Raw genomic sequence first — 13,699 nt, 5'->3', positions numbered from 1 at the left:
TACGGCAACCCCCCCCCCCTCGGGGTGTGGCCTGCCGTGGCGCCGGCGGGTCATGCCGCGCGCCGCCGGCGCTCAGGGCGCCGCGTCCGGCACCTCGGCAAACCGCCGCGTGCGCGGATCGAAGCGGAACACGAGCTGCCCCTGGCCGTCGCCGGGGTCGCCCGCCACGCCCGGCACCACGATGTCCGCATGGCCATCGCCGTCCACGTCGATCAACTGCAGAACCTCGCGATCCTCGCCCACGGGGTCGCTGTCGAAATCGCGCAGCACCTGCCGCCGCTGGCCACTGTCGGCGTCGCGTATCTCGATGGCGGCGATCTGTACCGGGCCATCGCCATCGTCCCCGCCGGCCGGCGCATAGCCCAGGCGGAAGCCGACCCCGGGCAGGCGCGCCTGCTGGTCCACCCAGTGCAGCGGCACCAGCACGTCCCGATCGATCCAGCCGGTCTGTGCGTGGCCGCCGGCCACCACCGGCTCCACTTCGTACCACGCCGCCGTGCGGCCCAGCACCGCCACGAAACTGTCGGCGGGCAGCGCGCTGGCCGCACTGTGTGCATCGGCGGCCCGGTGCAGCGCGATGGCCCTGGGCAGGTACAGCATGTCCACGAAGGGTCGCGCCTGCTGCAACACGAAACGATCGCGGGCGCGGGTCATGGCGTAATGCTGGATGCTGCGCCCATACGCGTCCGGCTCGCACACATCCGAGATCGCGCAGGCACCCACTTCCTCCGGTGTCGGCTTGCGCCGCGCCGGGATCTTCTCGGTGCGCAGGAAGGTTTTCTGCTCCGGCCAACGCAGCGTGAAGGCGCGCGCCTCCCCGTCCAACATCGCCTCGCGGCCGTCGTTGGCGATGTTGGTCCGGCAGAACGGCATTGCCTCGGAACGGAAATTCCAGCCGGGAAACGCATACGCCGGGCACAGCGTGTTGGCGCTGTTGATGTCGTAACGGTAGCCCGGGTCGGTGGCGAACACCAGCCGGTTCAGGCCCGCCCGCGCGTCCAGCGCGACATAGGCCACGCGCACCCTCGCCGCCGTCGGCAAGGCGTGCACATCGCGCCACTCATACGCCTGGCCGGATGGGGCGTCCTCCGGTGCCGCCGGCCACGTCGCGTCCGCTTGCAGCACGTACACACCCGGCTGCAGCAAGGGCGCGGCCGGCACATCCGCGCTGGCCACGGACAGGGCCAGCGCGAGCAGGGAAAGGGTCATGCAAGGCACTCGAAGACGATCGGGAAGCGGTCGGCAAACTACCATGGTGGGCAGGCGCCCGCCGCCTCTTACCGGGCCAACGCGGCCGCCTGCACCTCGCCGCGCTGCTGCTCCGGCGGCTCGGCCACCTGCGCCTCGGGCGTGGCCTGCAACGCACGCACATGCTCGCCCACCGGCGTGGCCACCGCTTCGCTGGTCTCGGCGCGTGCCAGGCGGCGGTCCGCACCGTGGGGGTCGCCCTGCACCGCGAACGCATACTGGCCGTTCTCGCTCAGCACGGCCTGGTCGATGCGCTCCAGCCCTTCGCGGCGCGCGGCCACCACCAGGCCCATGTAAAGCCGCTCGCTCATGGCATCCGGCTGGCGTCCCATGCCGGCATCCAGCGCCTCCACGGCGCACTGCCCCTGCCGCATCAGGCCATGGTCGGGGCTGTCGGGGTGGCGGGGGTCCTGCGGCAGCAACGGCGAGGGCGCTGGCAGGTTGCGCAGGCGCGGGCTGTCCACGCTGGCCTCGATCGGTGCAAAGCCCTTGCGCAGGTCGCCATCGGCGGCGTTGGAGAGATGGAACAGGCGCTCGGCCATGCCGTAGGCCGACTGGCCCTGCAGCCGCGCCAGCGAGGTGGCAAACGCGTCCACGTCCTGCTGCGGCTTGCCCTGTCCGTCCTCGGCCAGCAACCGCCAACGCGGGTCGCCGGTCGGGTTGGCCTGCGCCAGTGCCTGGGTCTGCGTCATAAGCGTGCGCATCTGCGCCTCGTCGAAACGCAGGGTGAGGTTGTCGCCGGCCTGCACCGGCCCTTCGCGGCGGGGGTCGCCGGTCAGCGCGGTGTTGAGCATCCCGGCGATCTGCTCGCCATGCGGCTGGTCGCGCAGGTCGAACTGGAATTCATAACGGCGTGCCGGCACGTTCTCGGTGCCGTCGGCACCATGCACGCTCAGCCGCGTCATCGGCACGTTATCGCTGTAGGCCAGCCGCCGCGCATCCACGTGGCTGCCATCCTCGAACCGCGTGCGGACCACTTCACCGGCATTGCGCGCGCCGCCGAGGTCGGCACTGAGCGCATCGCCGATGCCCACCTGCAGGCGCGTCTGCGAGCTCATGCCCAGCCGCTCGACGCTGGCCACCCCGTCCACGCCCGGCGTCTGCGCGGCGATCTCGCCGCTGCCGACGAAGTGCGCATACGCGGCCTGCCCATCGGGCTGGGCCAGGTCGAAGGTGGCGGTGCGCAGGGTGGACTGCCCCAGTGCATCCTGACGGCCGACCATCGCACTCACCCCGCCTGCCGCCACGCCCATCCCGTTGAAGGCCGAAACCGCCTGGTTGGGCCCCATGCTCACGCGCACATGCGCGTCATCCACCCGGTCCACGCGGTAGCTGGCGCCGCTGGCCTCGGTGAGTTGGGTCTGGGTGGCGATGTGGCGGAAGCTGGCTTCCAGCGCGGTGCCCTGGAAGGCCTGCGCGTCCATCGTGACCCGCCCGCCCACCGGGATCGAGGTGGGATCGAACGGATTCACCCGCGCGGCATCGGTGGCGTCATGGCCGGCCGGCAGGCTGACCAGGTAGCGCCCGCGCGTGCCCACCGTGCTGCCCACTTCGGCCGCGGCCGCACGCGCACTGGCACCGCCGTGCTCGGCGCGGGCGCCGGCCATCTGCTCCAGTTGCACCTGGTAGTTCACCAGGCCATCGGCGCTGGCGTGGGTGAAGGTCACCGCCTGGCCCTGGGTCTGGGCCACCGCGCCCACCCGTGCCACGTCGCGCTCGGTGGCGCCCTTGACCGCGCCATCGCCGGGGTTCCAGCTGATGGCCTGGCCGCCCAGGGCGGCGCGATACTCGCTGTTGGCCGAACCGTAGTCCGGATTGAACGCCACTTCGGCGGCGGTGCGGTGGCGCGCGATGCTGGCTGCGCCGGTCTGGTTTGCGTCGTCCGTCATGCCATTTACTCCTTCAATCAACCGTTTGATTGTAATCGGTTCCACTGAAGGCAATGTTCACGGCGCCCATGCGCCTCACCCAATGCCCCTATCGCGACGACAGCCGCCCAAATCGCGCGAGACGGGACACCGTTCGCGGCCTACCCTAGGCGGCCAGCCCCCCCTTTGCCCGTCGGTCCGCCCACCCACCGCCCCGCGCCTGGGTTCGTCGGCCGCCCCTGCGTTCGATGCCGTCCATGACTCCCGATACTCCCGGCGCCAGCGCGCCCGCTCCCCTTCCGCCCGCCCCGGGCAATGCGCCGGCCCACCAGGGCTTTGCGATCCGCATCGTCGGCGCCGCCGCCTTCGCGCACCTGCTCAACGACATGATCCAGGCGGTGCTGCCGGCGGTGTATCCGATGTTCAAGAGCCAGTTCCAGCTCAGCTTCGGCCAGATCGGGGTGATCGCCCTGGTCTACCAGATCACCGCCTCGCTGCTGCAGCCGTGGGTGGGCATGTACACCGACAAGCGGCCGCTTCCCTACCTGTTGCCCGCCGGCATGATGGCCACCTTCGTGGGCATCGCGATGATGGCGCTGGCCAACAGCTACCCGATGCTGCTGGTGGCCGCGGCCGTGGTGGGCATCGGCTCGGCCACCTTCCACCCGGAAGCCTCGCGCGTGGCCCGCATGGCCTCCGGCGGCCGCTTCGGCACCGCCCAGTCCACCTTCCAGGTGGGCGGCAACACCGGCTCGGCGATCGGCCCGCTGCTGGCCGCCGCCGTGGTGATCCCGCACGGGCAGCGCGCCATCGGCTGGTTCCTGCTGGTGGCCGCGCTGGCCATCACCGTGCTGTTCCGCCTCACCGGGTGGACCGTGCGCCATGGCCAGGCCAAGATGAGCAGCCTGGCGCGCAACCCCGGCACCGGCCTGGACCGGCGCAAGGTGGTGCAGGCGATCGCCGTGGTCTCGGTGCTGATGTTCGCCAAGTTCGTATACATCGCCTCGATCACCAACTACTTCACCTTCTACCTGATCGAGCGCTTCCACCTCAGCATCCAGCAGAGCCAGATGTATCTGTTCGTGTTCCTGGCCTCCATCGCGCTGGGCACCTTCATCGGCGGCCCGGTCGGCGACCGCATCGGGCGCAAGGCGGTGATCTGGATCTCCTTCCTCGGCGTGGCCCCATTCGCGCTCGCCCTGCCCTACGCCAACCTGATGGGCACCGCCGTGCTGGCCGTCGCGGTCGGCCTGGTGATGTCCTCGGCGTTCGCCGCGTTGGTGGTGTATGCGCAGGAAGCCGTGCCCGGCCGGGTGGGCATGGTGTCCGGGTTGATGTTCGGGCTGATGTTCGGCATCGGCGGCCTGGGCGCGGCCGGGTTGGGCAAGCTGGCCGACGCACACGGCATCGTGTGGGTCTACCACCTCACCTCGTACCTGCCGTTGCTGGGCCTGGCCACCGCCTTCCTGCCCAGGACCCGCCAGGGCTAGGCCGGCCCGCGGCACGGTGGGGCTTACTGGAAGAACTGGCTCGGCAACTGGCCGAAGCGCTTCTTGAACATCGCGGTGAACGCGCTGGGGCTGGCATAGCCCAGCGACAGCGCCACGTCGATGATCTTGTGGCCGTGCGCCAGCCGTTCCAACGCGCGCAGCAGCCGGGCCTGCTGCCGCCACTGCCCGAAGGTCATGCCCAGCTCGCGCGCGCACAGGCGCTGGATCGTCTTGACGTCCACGCCCAGGCGCGTGGCCCAGTCCTGCAGCGTGGAGGCATCGTCCGGGTGGCTTTCCAGCCGCTGCGCGATGGCCTGCAAGCGTGCATCCAGTGGCTGCGGCAGGTGCAGCGGCACTACCGGCAGGGTCTGCAGTTCGTCCACGATCAGCTGCATCACCCGGCCATCGCGCGAGTCCTGCCGATACGGCTGGACCACGTCCACGGCCGCGCGGATCAGGGTGGCCAGCAGCGGTGTCACCGATACGGTGGAGGCCGCGGGCGGCGGCTGGGCGATCGCCTCCGGCAGAATATACAGGCTGCGCATGCGCACCGCGCCGATGCAGCTGACCTTGTGGCCCATGCCCACCGGCATCCAGATCGCACGCGTGCTCGGCACCACCCACCGCCCGGCCCCGGCCTGCACCACCAGCACGCCGGATTCGGCATACACCAGCTGGTGCCGGTCGGGATGGTGATGCAACCCAATCACCGTGCCGGCGGTGTAATCGCGCGCCCGGCAGACCACCGGCGATGCCGGCCCGACCGACAGGCGCCGGCCTTCCCCGTCGGCGGGGCACTTGTCTGGCTTTACAGTCGGCACGCGCAGGGGTCCATGACAACGATCGCTGGCTGATTCTAGCCCGACCGCCGCGCCGCGCTGCCTGCCTGCCTTAGGAGAGCGTCAAGGCCTCGTCGAGCCGCGCCATGTCCGTGTCCTGGCGCGGGCGCACCACGCGCGCCACTTCTTCGCCGTCGCGCAGCAGCACCAGCGTGGGCCACAGCTTGACCTGATAAGAGCGACCTGCCGGCCGCCCCTTGCCATCCTCGATCTTCACGTGCGCGATGTCGTCGTGCTCGCCCAGCCAGTCCTTCAGTGCCATCTGCGCGCCGCTGCAATGCGGGCACCACGGCGCACCGAATTCCACCAGCTGCCAGCCTCGCGCCGCATCGAGCTCGGCGCGGGTGGGTTCCTGGCGGGCGTAGTCGCGGGTGTAGCTCATCGCGGCTGCTCGAGCGCCCGCTGGATGTCTTCAAGCGGCGCGTTGGTGAGATCCTTGGCCAGATCGGCCAGCAGGCGCGACTGGACCTCCTTGTGCAGCTGCGGCCGGATCCGTCCCAGCGTCTGCGGGTCGGCGATCAGCACCAGGTGCGCATAGCGGTTGTTGAGTGCGTCTTCGTTCAACTGTGCGGCCAGCTGCTTGGCGAAGGTGGCCTCGTTCATCTGCGAGATGCTCGTGTCCTGCGGCATCGACCCCGACGGCCCCTGCCCGGACACGCCCTGCGCGCTGATGTCCTGCACCTTCAACTCTTCATGCTGCTTGAGCTGCAGGCTGCGGCCATCACCCACATTGGTGAATACGCGGGCCGAGCCGCCGTCTGCGACGACGACCAGGGTACCTTCGGGAATGGGCTGCTGCATCGTGGACTCCTTGGGAAAACGGGCTGTTGTGCCCGAGGTCCAAGGTAGGCAGTGGCATGTAAGCACCGCGCATACGAATGTGTGCGCCGCGTGTGCAATGCGCCTGTCCGCGTTGATCGGGAAACAGGGCCCTGGAAGCGGATGCCTGCCTGCAGGGCCCTGTCGTTCGAGTGTCGCATCCAATCGAGAGTGAAGGCGCTGACGCAATCAGCGAAGCATTTCACTCAATCGAGCGTAGATGGCAGGCATCGGCAGCCAAAGCTTGGTTGCGTCGTCCTGGCACTCTTGAAAACCGCATTTCCTGTAGAAAGCGGCGGCGCCATCATCGATGGCCTCGACGAAGATGCCGGCGGCACCAATCAGTCGGGATGCCTCGGCAGCGCGAATGATGGCCTCACCGACCAGCAATTCGCCCAGTCCGGCGCCCTGCAGTCGATGGTCAATGGCCAGCTTGCCCAACAAAATGACGGGCATCTGTTGCATCTGCCCCCGCGAGTGCCGGGGCTGGAGCCTGGATCTGTCCAGCGTCGAGGCACTCAAGGTGAAGTAGCCTGCCACCGCGAGGCTGGCGGCTTTTTCCGGACCGTAGCCGAATACGCTGGACAACTGCGCCGGGCTCAATCGCAGCACGTGGGTCCTGCTGGAGCCCTTGCTGTCGCCCTGGCGGGCATGCTGCTTCAGCCAGGTACTCAGTGATTCATTGCCACAGTCGAAATCACTTACGTCGTGGCTTCCACTCAAGGGTTCTACTTGTACTTCCTGGTTCATAGTTCTTGCCCCTCAAAATTGTTGATAGAGAGGCAGTGAGGCGATCAGAAAGCGGCTGCGGGTTATCCAGGGCATCGAGAAAACGCTGGCTGTCTGCCTCGGAAAGGCGGATCACCCGGTATTCGTCAATGACTCTTTCAGCTTCCCGCAGCGCTGCCTGGGCGACGAACTGGTTTGTCGTCGTCGCGGTCATCTCAGCTGCCGTTTCGATTAGCTGCTGCGCATGTGCCGTGATGCGCGCAGTGATGCGGCCCCTTTCGGCATTATTCGCTTGCATTCGTTTAACTCCTGACTTTGGCTCGCCGAAGCGAGAGCGGGGTGCAGCCTTGCTGTTTGACAGCATGCTGTCCCGATTCACGTTTTGATTTTTTTTGGATGTTTATCTGATCGCCATGCAGCCTCCCGGGTTTGTTGTGAGGCATACACTAGTGGCGATGGTGCCAAAATGCAACCACCACCCGTACTTCAATATGCCGGAGCCCGCAAGGCAGGCAGCCGCGCCCGTCGGCAAACGCCATGATTGCCTTTAAATCAGAGACTTATAGTGCACGCACAGTCGGCGTGCGGGGCGGCGAGGCCGCTCACGGGATGGCGTGCAACTCCATCGCGCGCATCACGATCGGCTTGGCCCAGTCCGGGGTGTGCAGCAGTTGCGCCACCGACACCGGGTACTGCAGGCCTTGCCGGTCCAGTTGCAGCAGCGGCATCGGGTCGGCGCAGCCATTGGCATCCAGCGGCGCGCTGTTGTCGTAGACATGCAGCTCGGCCAGGTACGGCAACAGCGCGATCAGGTTCTCGCGCGAGGCATCGTAGCGGGCGTGGATCTTGTCCTGCGGGATGTCGTGGCCGCCCTGGGCCACGCGCGCGGCCACGCGCGCCAGGTGCAGCGCCACGCTGTCCAGGCCGCAGAACCAGATCGCCACCTCGTGGCTGGCGCAAGCCTCGCGCAGCAGGCGCGGGATGGTGTTGCCGCCCAGCGTGCTTTCGAAGGCGAAGTCGCTGCCGTCCACCATCGCCTGGCGCAGCCGGCGCGTGCCTTCATGCCAGGCGGCCGAATTGGCCTCATCGGCGGGCCAGCCGGCCTGGACCAGCTCGCGGGTGAACGCATCGGGATTGAACCAGGACAGGCCTTCGGCTTCCAGCCAGGTGCCCAGCAGCGAACTTTTGCCGGCGCCGTTGACGCCGGCAAGCACCAGGATCCGCCCCATCGGTCAGCGCGGCTGGCCGGGGGTGATCGGGCCGCGACGGACCGGTTTGCCCAGTACCTTGCCCAACCCGCCGTCACGATTGAGCCCGGCCAGCTGCACATCGAACTGCGCGCGCAGGCGGGCCAGCTCACCGCCGCGCGCGTCGGCATCGGCCTCGGCGGCCTTGGCCAGCAACGCCTGGTAGGCCTTGATGTCCACGATCACCGCTTCGGGGTGGTTGTGGTTGGTGATCACCAGCGCCTGCTTCTCGCGCACGGTGCGCATCAGGCTCGGCCAGCCACGGGTCTTGACCGAGGAGGCGGTGGCCTTCTCAAGGCCGGGCAGATCCAGGGGCAGGGTCATGGCGGGCTCCAGCAGCGCGGGAAGTGAAACCATCATACGCCTTTTGGCCAAATTGCACATAAATCCCATTTTGGCCCCATTGGCCGCGCCCGCCCTCGTGGCACAGGGGCGGGCCGATGGCTACCGGGTCATCGAGTACGGCGCCGGCGCGCCCTGCCCCGGCCAGGCCGTGTTGGGCTCGGCCTGCATGGTGAAGACCAGCTCGCCCCCTTGCATGATCTCGGCATGGCGCAGGAAGGTGCGCTGCAGCGGCTGGCCATTGAGGGTCACCCCGCCCACATAGGTGTGCCGGTCGTCCAGGCCCTTGGCCACGATGGTGAAGGTCTTGCCGTTGGGCAGGCGCATCGCAGTCCTCGGCAGGAACGGCCGGCCCAGGATGTACTCGCCACTGCCCGGGGCCACCGGGTAGAAGCCCAGCGCGGTGAACACATACCAGGCCGACATCTGGCCCACGTCGTCATTGCCGGCCAGCCCGTCCGGGCGATCGGCGTACTGGGTGTCCATGATCTGCTTCAACCGCGCCTGGGTGCGCCACGGCTGGCCGGCGTAGGCGTACAGGTAGGCCACATGGTGGCTGGGCTCGTTGCCGTGCGCGTACCAGCCGATCAGGCCGGTGATGTCCTCCATGTGCTCGAAGACCGCGGGATCGACCTTGGCCTCGAACACCGCATCCAGCCGCGCCAGCAGCTTGTCGCTGCCGCCGTGCGCGGCCGCCAGCCCGGCCACGTCCTGCGGCACATACCAGGAATACTGCCAGGCGTTGCCTTCGGTGTAGTCGGTGCCGTAGCCGCTGGCCGACGGATCGAACGGGGTCCGGAAGCTGCCATCGCGCTTGCGTGCGCGCATGAAACCGGTCTGCTCGTCGAAGGCGTGGCGCCAGTTGCCGGCGCGCGTGTCGAAGGTGGCCTTCACCTCCTTGCGGCCCATCGCCTCGGCCATGCGTGCGATGGTCCAGTCATCGAAGGCGTACTCCAGCGTCTTGCTGGCCGCCTCGCCCTCTTCGTCGATCGGCACGTAACCCAGCTCGCGATACTGCGCGATGCCGTCGTAGGGGCCGTAACTGGCGGTCTCGACCATCGCCTTGAGGGCCTTGTCCGCATCGAAGCCCCGGATGCCCTTGACGTAGGCATCGGCGATCACCGGCACGGCGTGGTAGCCGATCATGCACCAGTCTTCCAGGCCGTGGAACGACCACACCGGCAGCATCCCGTACGGGCTGTGCTCATGGTGGGCCAGCATCGAATTGACGAAGTCGCTGTTGCGCTTCTCCGGCTGCACCAGGGTCAGCAGCGGGTGCAGGGCGCGGTAGGTGTCCCATAGCGAGAACGTGGAGTAGTTGGTGTAGCCGTCGGCCTTGTGCACGGCATTGTCCGAGCCGCGGTACTGGCCGTCGGCATCCATGAACAGCGTCGGGCCGAGCATCGTGTGGTACAGCGCGGTGTAGGCGCTGCGGCGCGCATGCTCGGGGGCCTGGATATCCAGCACCGACAGCGCCTGGGTCCACTCACGCCTGGCCTGCGCACGCACGCGGTCAAAATCGAAATCGGCCACCTCCGCCTCCAGGTTGGCGATGGCACCGGCTTCGCTCACCGGCGAGATGGCCACCTTGACCACCAGCGGGGCATCCAGCTTGCCGAACTCGAAGGTGCTCACCAGCTGGCGCCCCTCGATCTGCGCGCGCTGCGCCGGGTCCTTCTCGCCCGGCGGCGGGAAGCCCTTGTAGGCGATGTCCTTCTCGGTGCTGTGCAGTTCGTGGCGCGCCAGCGGGCGCGAGAAGCGCATCGCGAAGAACACCTGGCGGCCCGGCGCCCAGCCACGGGTTTCGCGGAAACCGGTGACCGTGCCGTCATCGCGCACGCGCACCCGCGACCACAGGATCTTGCCTGGGTAGTCGTACATGCTGGTGCGCATGTCCAGCAATACCTTGGCATCGGCGCCCTTGGGGAAGGCATAGCGGTGCACGCCCACGCGCGCGCTGGTGGTCAGTTCGGCGCGCACCTTGTAGTCGTCCAGGGTGACGGCGTAGTAACCCGGCTCGGCCTTTTCATCGTCGTGGCGGAAGCGCGATGCATAGCCGCTGCGGGGCTTTTCCGGATCGCCGCGCTCCAGGCCGGGCGTGCCGGTGAACGGCATCACCAGGATGTCGCCCAGGTCCGAGTGGCCCGTGCCGGAAAAGTGCGTGTGCGAGAAGCCGACGATGCTGCTGTCGTCATAGCGGTAGCCGGCCGCCCAGCCGTAGGCCTTCTCGCGCGGCTGGATGCGCGTATCCGGGCTGAGCTGGACCATGCCGAAGGGCACCGTTGCGCCGGGATAGGTGTGCCCTTCCCCGCCGGTGCCGATGAAGGGGTCCACGGCCGCGTAGGCGCGCTCGCCCGGCCCCGCCGGTGCTGCCCCGGCCGTACCAGCCACCAACATCGCTCCGACTGCGAGCCCCATCCAGCGCAACGTCCCCGTTCTGGTCATGTCGTCGAATTTAGATCGATTCAAGGTACCCACGATCCTAGCACCCGCCTTTTGCGATCGCATGTTGCAGCTGCACAGCCGCATGCGGGTAGAGCCACCCCATGGGTGGCTGTCGACCCACCGGACATCGCGCGCCGCACAGCCGCGTGCCGGTAGCGCCACCCCATGGGTGGCTATCGACCCACCCGACATCGCGCGCAGCCACCCAAGGGGTGGCTCTACCCGGGGTCAGGCACCCGGCGCCCGCTCAGGCCGGGCGGGCATCGTCGGGGATGACCGCCTCGGGCAGCGTCGGCTGCGCGCTATCCACGGTCATCGGCGCGTCGCTGCGCAGCAGCGCCCTGGCCTCGGCTTCGCTGGCCACTGCCGGCGGCGAGCCACGCAGCGGCAGGCCGGCGGTTTCGGTCACGAACAGCATGGTGATGATGCCGATCACCGCCGCGCCCATCAGGTAGTACGCCGGCACCAGCGGGTCACCGGTGCGCTCCACCAGCCAGGCCGTGACCAGCGGCGTGGTGCCGCCAAACAGCGAGACCGACACATTGAATGCAATGGACAACGCGCTGTAGCGCACCGGCGTATAGAACAGCGCCGGCAACGTGGACGGCATCGAACTGGTGAAGCACACCAGCGCCAGGCCCAGCAGCATCAGGCCAAGGAAGATCAACCAGTCGTTGCCGGTGCCGACCAGCTTCAGGCACGGGATGGCCAGCGCGAACAGCGCGATGCAGGCCCCGATGATCATCGGGCGGCGGCCCAGCCTGTCGCTGAAAATACCGCCCACCACGTTCAGCGGCATCATCACCAGCATCACGATGATGATGAGCAGCAGGCCCTTGCTCTCGGCATAGCCCATGGTCACGCTGAGGTAGCTGGGCATGTAGGTGAGCAGCATGTAGTCGGTGACGTTGAACACCAGCACCAGGCCCACGCACTTGAGCAGCTGCGGCCAATGCACGCGGAACAGCGCGCCCAGCCCGGGGCGTTCGTGGTCGCGCTTCTCCGCCTCTTCGGCGAACGCGCGGAAGGCAGGGGTTTCTTCCAGCTTCATGCGCATGTACAGGCCCAGCAACCCCAGCGGACCGGCCACCAGGAACGGAATGCGCCAGCCCCAGTCCAGCATCTGCCCGCTGCTCAACACCATGTGCAGCGCCGTCACCGTGCCGGCACCGGCGATGTAGCCGCCCAGCGTGCCGAACTCCAGCCAGCTGCCCATCAGGCCGCGGTTGCGGTCGGTGGAGTATTCGGCGATGAAGGTGGCCGCGCCCCCATACTCGCCGCCGGTGGAGAAGCCCTGCACCAGGCGCGCCAGCAGCAGCAACGCCGGCGCCCACATGCCGATGCGCTCATAGGAGGGAATCAGGCCGATGCTGAAGGTGCCCAGCGCCATCAGGATCATGGTGAATGCCAGCACTTTCTGGCGGCCGTACTTGTCGCCGAGCGGGCCGAACACCATCCCACCCAGCGGCCGCACCAGGAAGGCGACGGTGAAGGTGGCAAAGGCGGCGATCAACTGCGCGGTCGGGCTGCTGGACGGAAAGAACACATGGCCCAGGGTGACCGCCAGGTAGCCGTAGACGCCGAAATCGAACCACTCCATCGCATTGCCCAGCGCAGCGGCGCCGACGGCTTTTTTCAGCATGGGGCGGTCGACGACGGTGACTTCATCCACGTGCACGTGGCGGCGTCGCTTGAACCACCCGAAATGGGCATGTGCGGCATGCAGGTCCTGCATTCTGCTTTCTCCTGGAAGCATGGCCATCACTGCGCCCGAGGTCCCGCGCACGGCACAGGAAAGCACCGCCTCCGGAAGAACGCGGCACGATGCGCGAAGAAGGGGGTTGCAACAGACGTTCCCGGATGGCCGCGAGAGACGCCACGGCGCTGCAGGAAGGATGACCGAGAGACGGGCAATGGCCCGAGACAATGATCAAGCGACCATGGTACTACACATCAAAAATGTGATCTTTATCTCATCTTCACATACAGACGTCGCGCTGCCATCGATATCGTGCAGAATCCGTCCGCCGCAGCGGCGTGCTCACACGGAACGTGCGCGCGGCAATCCCCTTCAGCACGCACCACCATCGAGGCTCCATGTCCATCAAGACCACCACCCTGTGCGCCCTTCTCGGCCTGCTCGCCCCTGCCGCGGCCATCGCCCAGGACAACTCGGCCGCCACGCTGTCGCGGCTGCTCGAGTGCAAGCTCACCGCCGATGAAGTGGCCGCGTTCACCGACGCCATCAACGCCGAGCAGGTCACCGATTTCGCCCACGCCGGTTCGGACGCCTCCGGCGACGCCGCCCTGAGCCTGTGGAAGAGCGACGCGCCGATCACCGCCTGGGGCGAAACTTCCGACCTGGTGCACCTGTCCAGCACCACCGAAATGCTGCTGGCCTTCAAGGTGGCACCGGGCCAGGAACTGGCGCGCGGCAAGACTCTCGTGGACCGCATCGGCGGCATGTCGCCGCGCCCGGACCAGGCCGCCATGGAAGCCACCTACGGCTGGAAGGGCATGGACTATCGCAAGGCGCTGAGCGGCAACCGCAACGCGCGCGTGCTGGTGGACCTGAGCTACTCGCCGGGCTGGGTGACGGTAGGCTGCGCCTACGGCGACATCCTGTAAGCGCCGCGGCGGCTGCGACAACATGTCGCAGCCGCCCCCCCCCC

The 13,699-nt window shown here is 67.9% G+C and carries 13 protein-coding genes; 2 read left to right on the top strand and 11 right to left on the bottom strand.

Annotated features, from left to right (window positions below; all coding sequences use genetic code 11):
* Positions 1 to 72 precede the first annotated feature (72 nt).
* Together RSA25_RS14565 and RSA25_RS14560 are read right to left on the bottom strand one after the other, a co-directional pair.
* Entirely contained in the window at positions 73 to 1,209 is a 1,137-nt protein-coding gene (locus RSA25_RS14565) for a hypothetical protein (RefSeq protein WP_332809573.1), read from the bottom strand.
* A 68-nt stretch (positions 1,210 to 1,277) separates the two neighbouring features.
* A complete protein-coding gene (locus tag RSA25_RS14560; RefSeq protein ID WP_332809572.1) occupies positions 1,278 to 3,137 on the bottom strand; it encodes an XVIPCD domain-containing protein in 1,860 nt (619 codons plus the stop codon).
* A 236-nt stretch (positions 3,138 to 3,373) separates the two neighbouring features.
* Between RSA25_RS14560 and RSA25_RS14555 the strand changes: the two genes are divergently transcribed.
* Positions 3,374 to 4,606: an MFS transporter gene (locus RSA25_RS14555; protein ID WP_332809571.1), complete on the top strand. Its 1,233-nt coding sequence runs from the start codon at positions 3,374 to 3,376 to the stop codon at positions 4,604 to 4,606.
* Positions 4,607 to 4,629: 23 nt separating this feature from the next.
* Here the strand turns inward: RSA25_RS14555 and RSA25_RS14550 are convergent, their stop codons facing one another.
* The 9 genes from RSA25_RS14550 to proP form a co-directional block, all read right to left on the bottom strand.
* The gene (locus tag RSA25_RS14550; RefSeq protein WP_332809574.1) at positions 4,630 to 5,376 is read right to left on the bottom strand and encodes a helix-turn-helix transcriptional regulator; all 747 of its coding nucleotides are present in this window, start codon (positions 5,374 to 5,376) and stop codon (positions 4,630 to 4,632) included.
* Between the two features lie 121 nt (positions 5,377 to 5,497).
* Positions 5,498 to 5,827, bottom strand: a complete 330-nt coding sequence (locus RSA25_RS14545) for a thioredoxin family protein (RefSeq protein WP_332809570.1) — start codon at positions 5,825 to 5,827, stop codon at positions 5,498 to 5,500.
* Complete coding sequence (locus RSA25_RS14540; protein ID WP_332809569.1) at positions 5,824 to 6,246, bottom strand: host attachment family protein; 423 nt, start codon at positions 6,244 to 6,246, stop codon at positions 5,824 to 5,826. The genes RSA25_RS14545 and RSA25_RS14540 overlap by 4 nt, the downstream gene beginning before the upstream one ends.
* A gap of 207 nt (positions 6,247 to 6,453) precedes the next feature.
* Entirely contained in the window at positions 6,454 to 7,014 is a 561-nt protein-coding gene (locus RSA25_RS14535; RefSeq protein ID WP_332809568.1) for a GNAT family N-acetyltransferase, read from the bottom strand.
* Positions 6,962 to 7,291 carry a DUF1778 domain-containing protein gene (locus RSA25_RS14530; protein WP_332809567.1) on the bottom strand — a complete coding sequence of 110 codons (330 nt, stop codon included), beginning with the start codon at positions 7,289 to 7,291 and terminating at the stop codon, positions 6,962 to 6,964. Before RSA25_RS14530 ends, RSA25_RS14535 begins: the two co-directional genes overlap by 53 nt.
* A gap of 304 nt (positions 7,292 to 7,595) precedes the next feature.
* Positions 7,596 to 8,222: a hypothetical protein gene (locus RSA25_RS14525; protein WP_332809566.1), complete on the bottom strand. Its 627-nt coding sequence runs from the start codon at positions 8,220 to 8,222 to the stop codon at positions 7,596 to 7,598.
* Between the two features lie 3 nt (positions 8,223 to 8,225).
* Positions 8,226 to 8,564: a type II toxin-antitoxin system prevent-host-death family antitoxin gene (locus tag RSA25_RS14520; protein ID WP_332809565.1), complete on the bottom strand. Its 339-nt coding sequence runs from the start codon at positions 8,562 to 8,564 to the stop codon at positions 8,226 to 8,228.
* Positions 8,565 to 8,684: 120 nt separating this feature from the next.
* Complete coding sequence (locus tag RSA25_RS14515) at positions 8,685 to 10,979, bottom strand: GH92 family glycosyl hydrolase (RefSeq protein ID WP_332809564.1); 2,295 nt, start codon at positions 10,977 to 10,979, stop codon at positions 8,685 to 8,687.
* Positions 10,980 to 11,274: 295 nt separating this feature from the next.
* Complete coding sequence (proP, locus tag RSA25_RS14510; protein ID WP_332809563.1) at positions 11,275 to 12,762, bottom strand: glycine betaine/L-proline transporter ProP; 1,488 nt, start codon at positions 12,760 to 12,762, stop codon at positions 11,275 to 11,277.
* A gap of 362 nt (positions 12,763 to 13,124) precedes the next feature.
* Here proP and RSA25_RS14505 point away from each other — a divergent pair, with 362 nt between their 5' ends.
* Positions 13,125 to 13,655, top strand: a complete 531-nt coding sequence (locus tag RSA25_RS14505) for a hypothetical protein (protein ID WP_332809562.1) — start codon at positions 13,125 to 13,127, stop codon at positions 13,653 to 13,655.
* The last annotated feature ends 44 nt before the right edge of the window (positions 13,656 to 13,699 follow it).

Source organism: Stenotrophomonas sp., from assembly GCF_036662295.1.
Lineage (GTDB): Bacteria > Pseudomonadota > Gammaproteobacteria > Xanthomonadales > Xanthomonadaceae > Stenotrophomonas.
This window is presented reverse-complemented; position numbering and strand designations above follow the sequence as displayed.

Bases quoted from the DNA above. Each gene is read 5' to 3' on its own strand.
- RSA25_RS14555 (WP_332809571.1), top strand. From the start codon at position 3,374: ATGACTCCCGATACTCCCGGCGCCAGCGCGCCCGCTCCCCTTCCGCCC.
- RSA25_RS14515 (WP_332809564.1), bottom strand. From the start codon at position 10,979: ATGTTGGTGGCTGGTACGGCCGGGGCAGCACCGGCGGGGCCGGGCGAG.
- RSA25_RS14530 (WP_332809567.1), bottom strand. From the start codon at position 7,291: ATGCAAGCGAATAATGCCGAAAGGGGCCGCATCACTGCGCGCATCACG.
- RSA25_RS14540 (WP_332809569.1), bottom strand. From the start codon at position 6,246: ATGCAGCAGCCCATTCCCGAAGGTACCCTGGTCGTCGTCGCAGACGGC.
- RSA25_RS14565 (WP_332809573.1), bottom strand. From the start codon at position 1,209: ATGACCCTTTCCCTGCTCGCGCTGGCCCTGTCCGTGGCCAGCGCGGAT.
- RSA25_RS14535 (WP_332809568.1), bottom strand. From the start codon at position 7,014: ATGAACCAGGAAGTACAAGTAGAACCCTTGAGTGGAAGCCACGACGTA.
- RSA25_RS14520 (WP_332809565.1), bottom strand. From the start codon at position 8,564: ATGACCCTGCCCCTGGATCTGCCCGGCCTTGAGAAGGCCACCGCCTCC.
- RSA25_RS14505 (WP_332809562.1), top strand. From the start codon at position 13,125: ATGTCCATCAAGACCACCACCCTGTGCGCCCTTCTCGGCCTGCTCGCC.
- RSA25_RS14525 (WP_332809566.1), bottom strand. From the start codon at position 8,222: ATGGGGCGGATCCTGGTGCTTGCCGGCGTCAACGGCGCCGGCAAAAGT.
- RSA25_RS14560 (WP_332809572.1), bottom strand. From the start codon at position 3,137: ATGACGGACGACGCAAACCAGACCGGCGCAGCCAGCATCGCGCGCCAC.
- proP (WP_332809563.1), bottom strand. From the start codon at position 12,762: ATGCAGGACCTGCATGCCGCACATGCCCATTTCGGGTGGTTCAAGCGA.
- RSA25_RS14545 (WP_332809570.1), bottom strand. From the start codon at position 5,827: ATGAGCTACACCCGCGACTACGCCCGCCAGGAACCCACCCGCGCCGAG.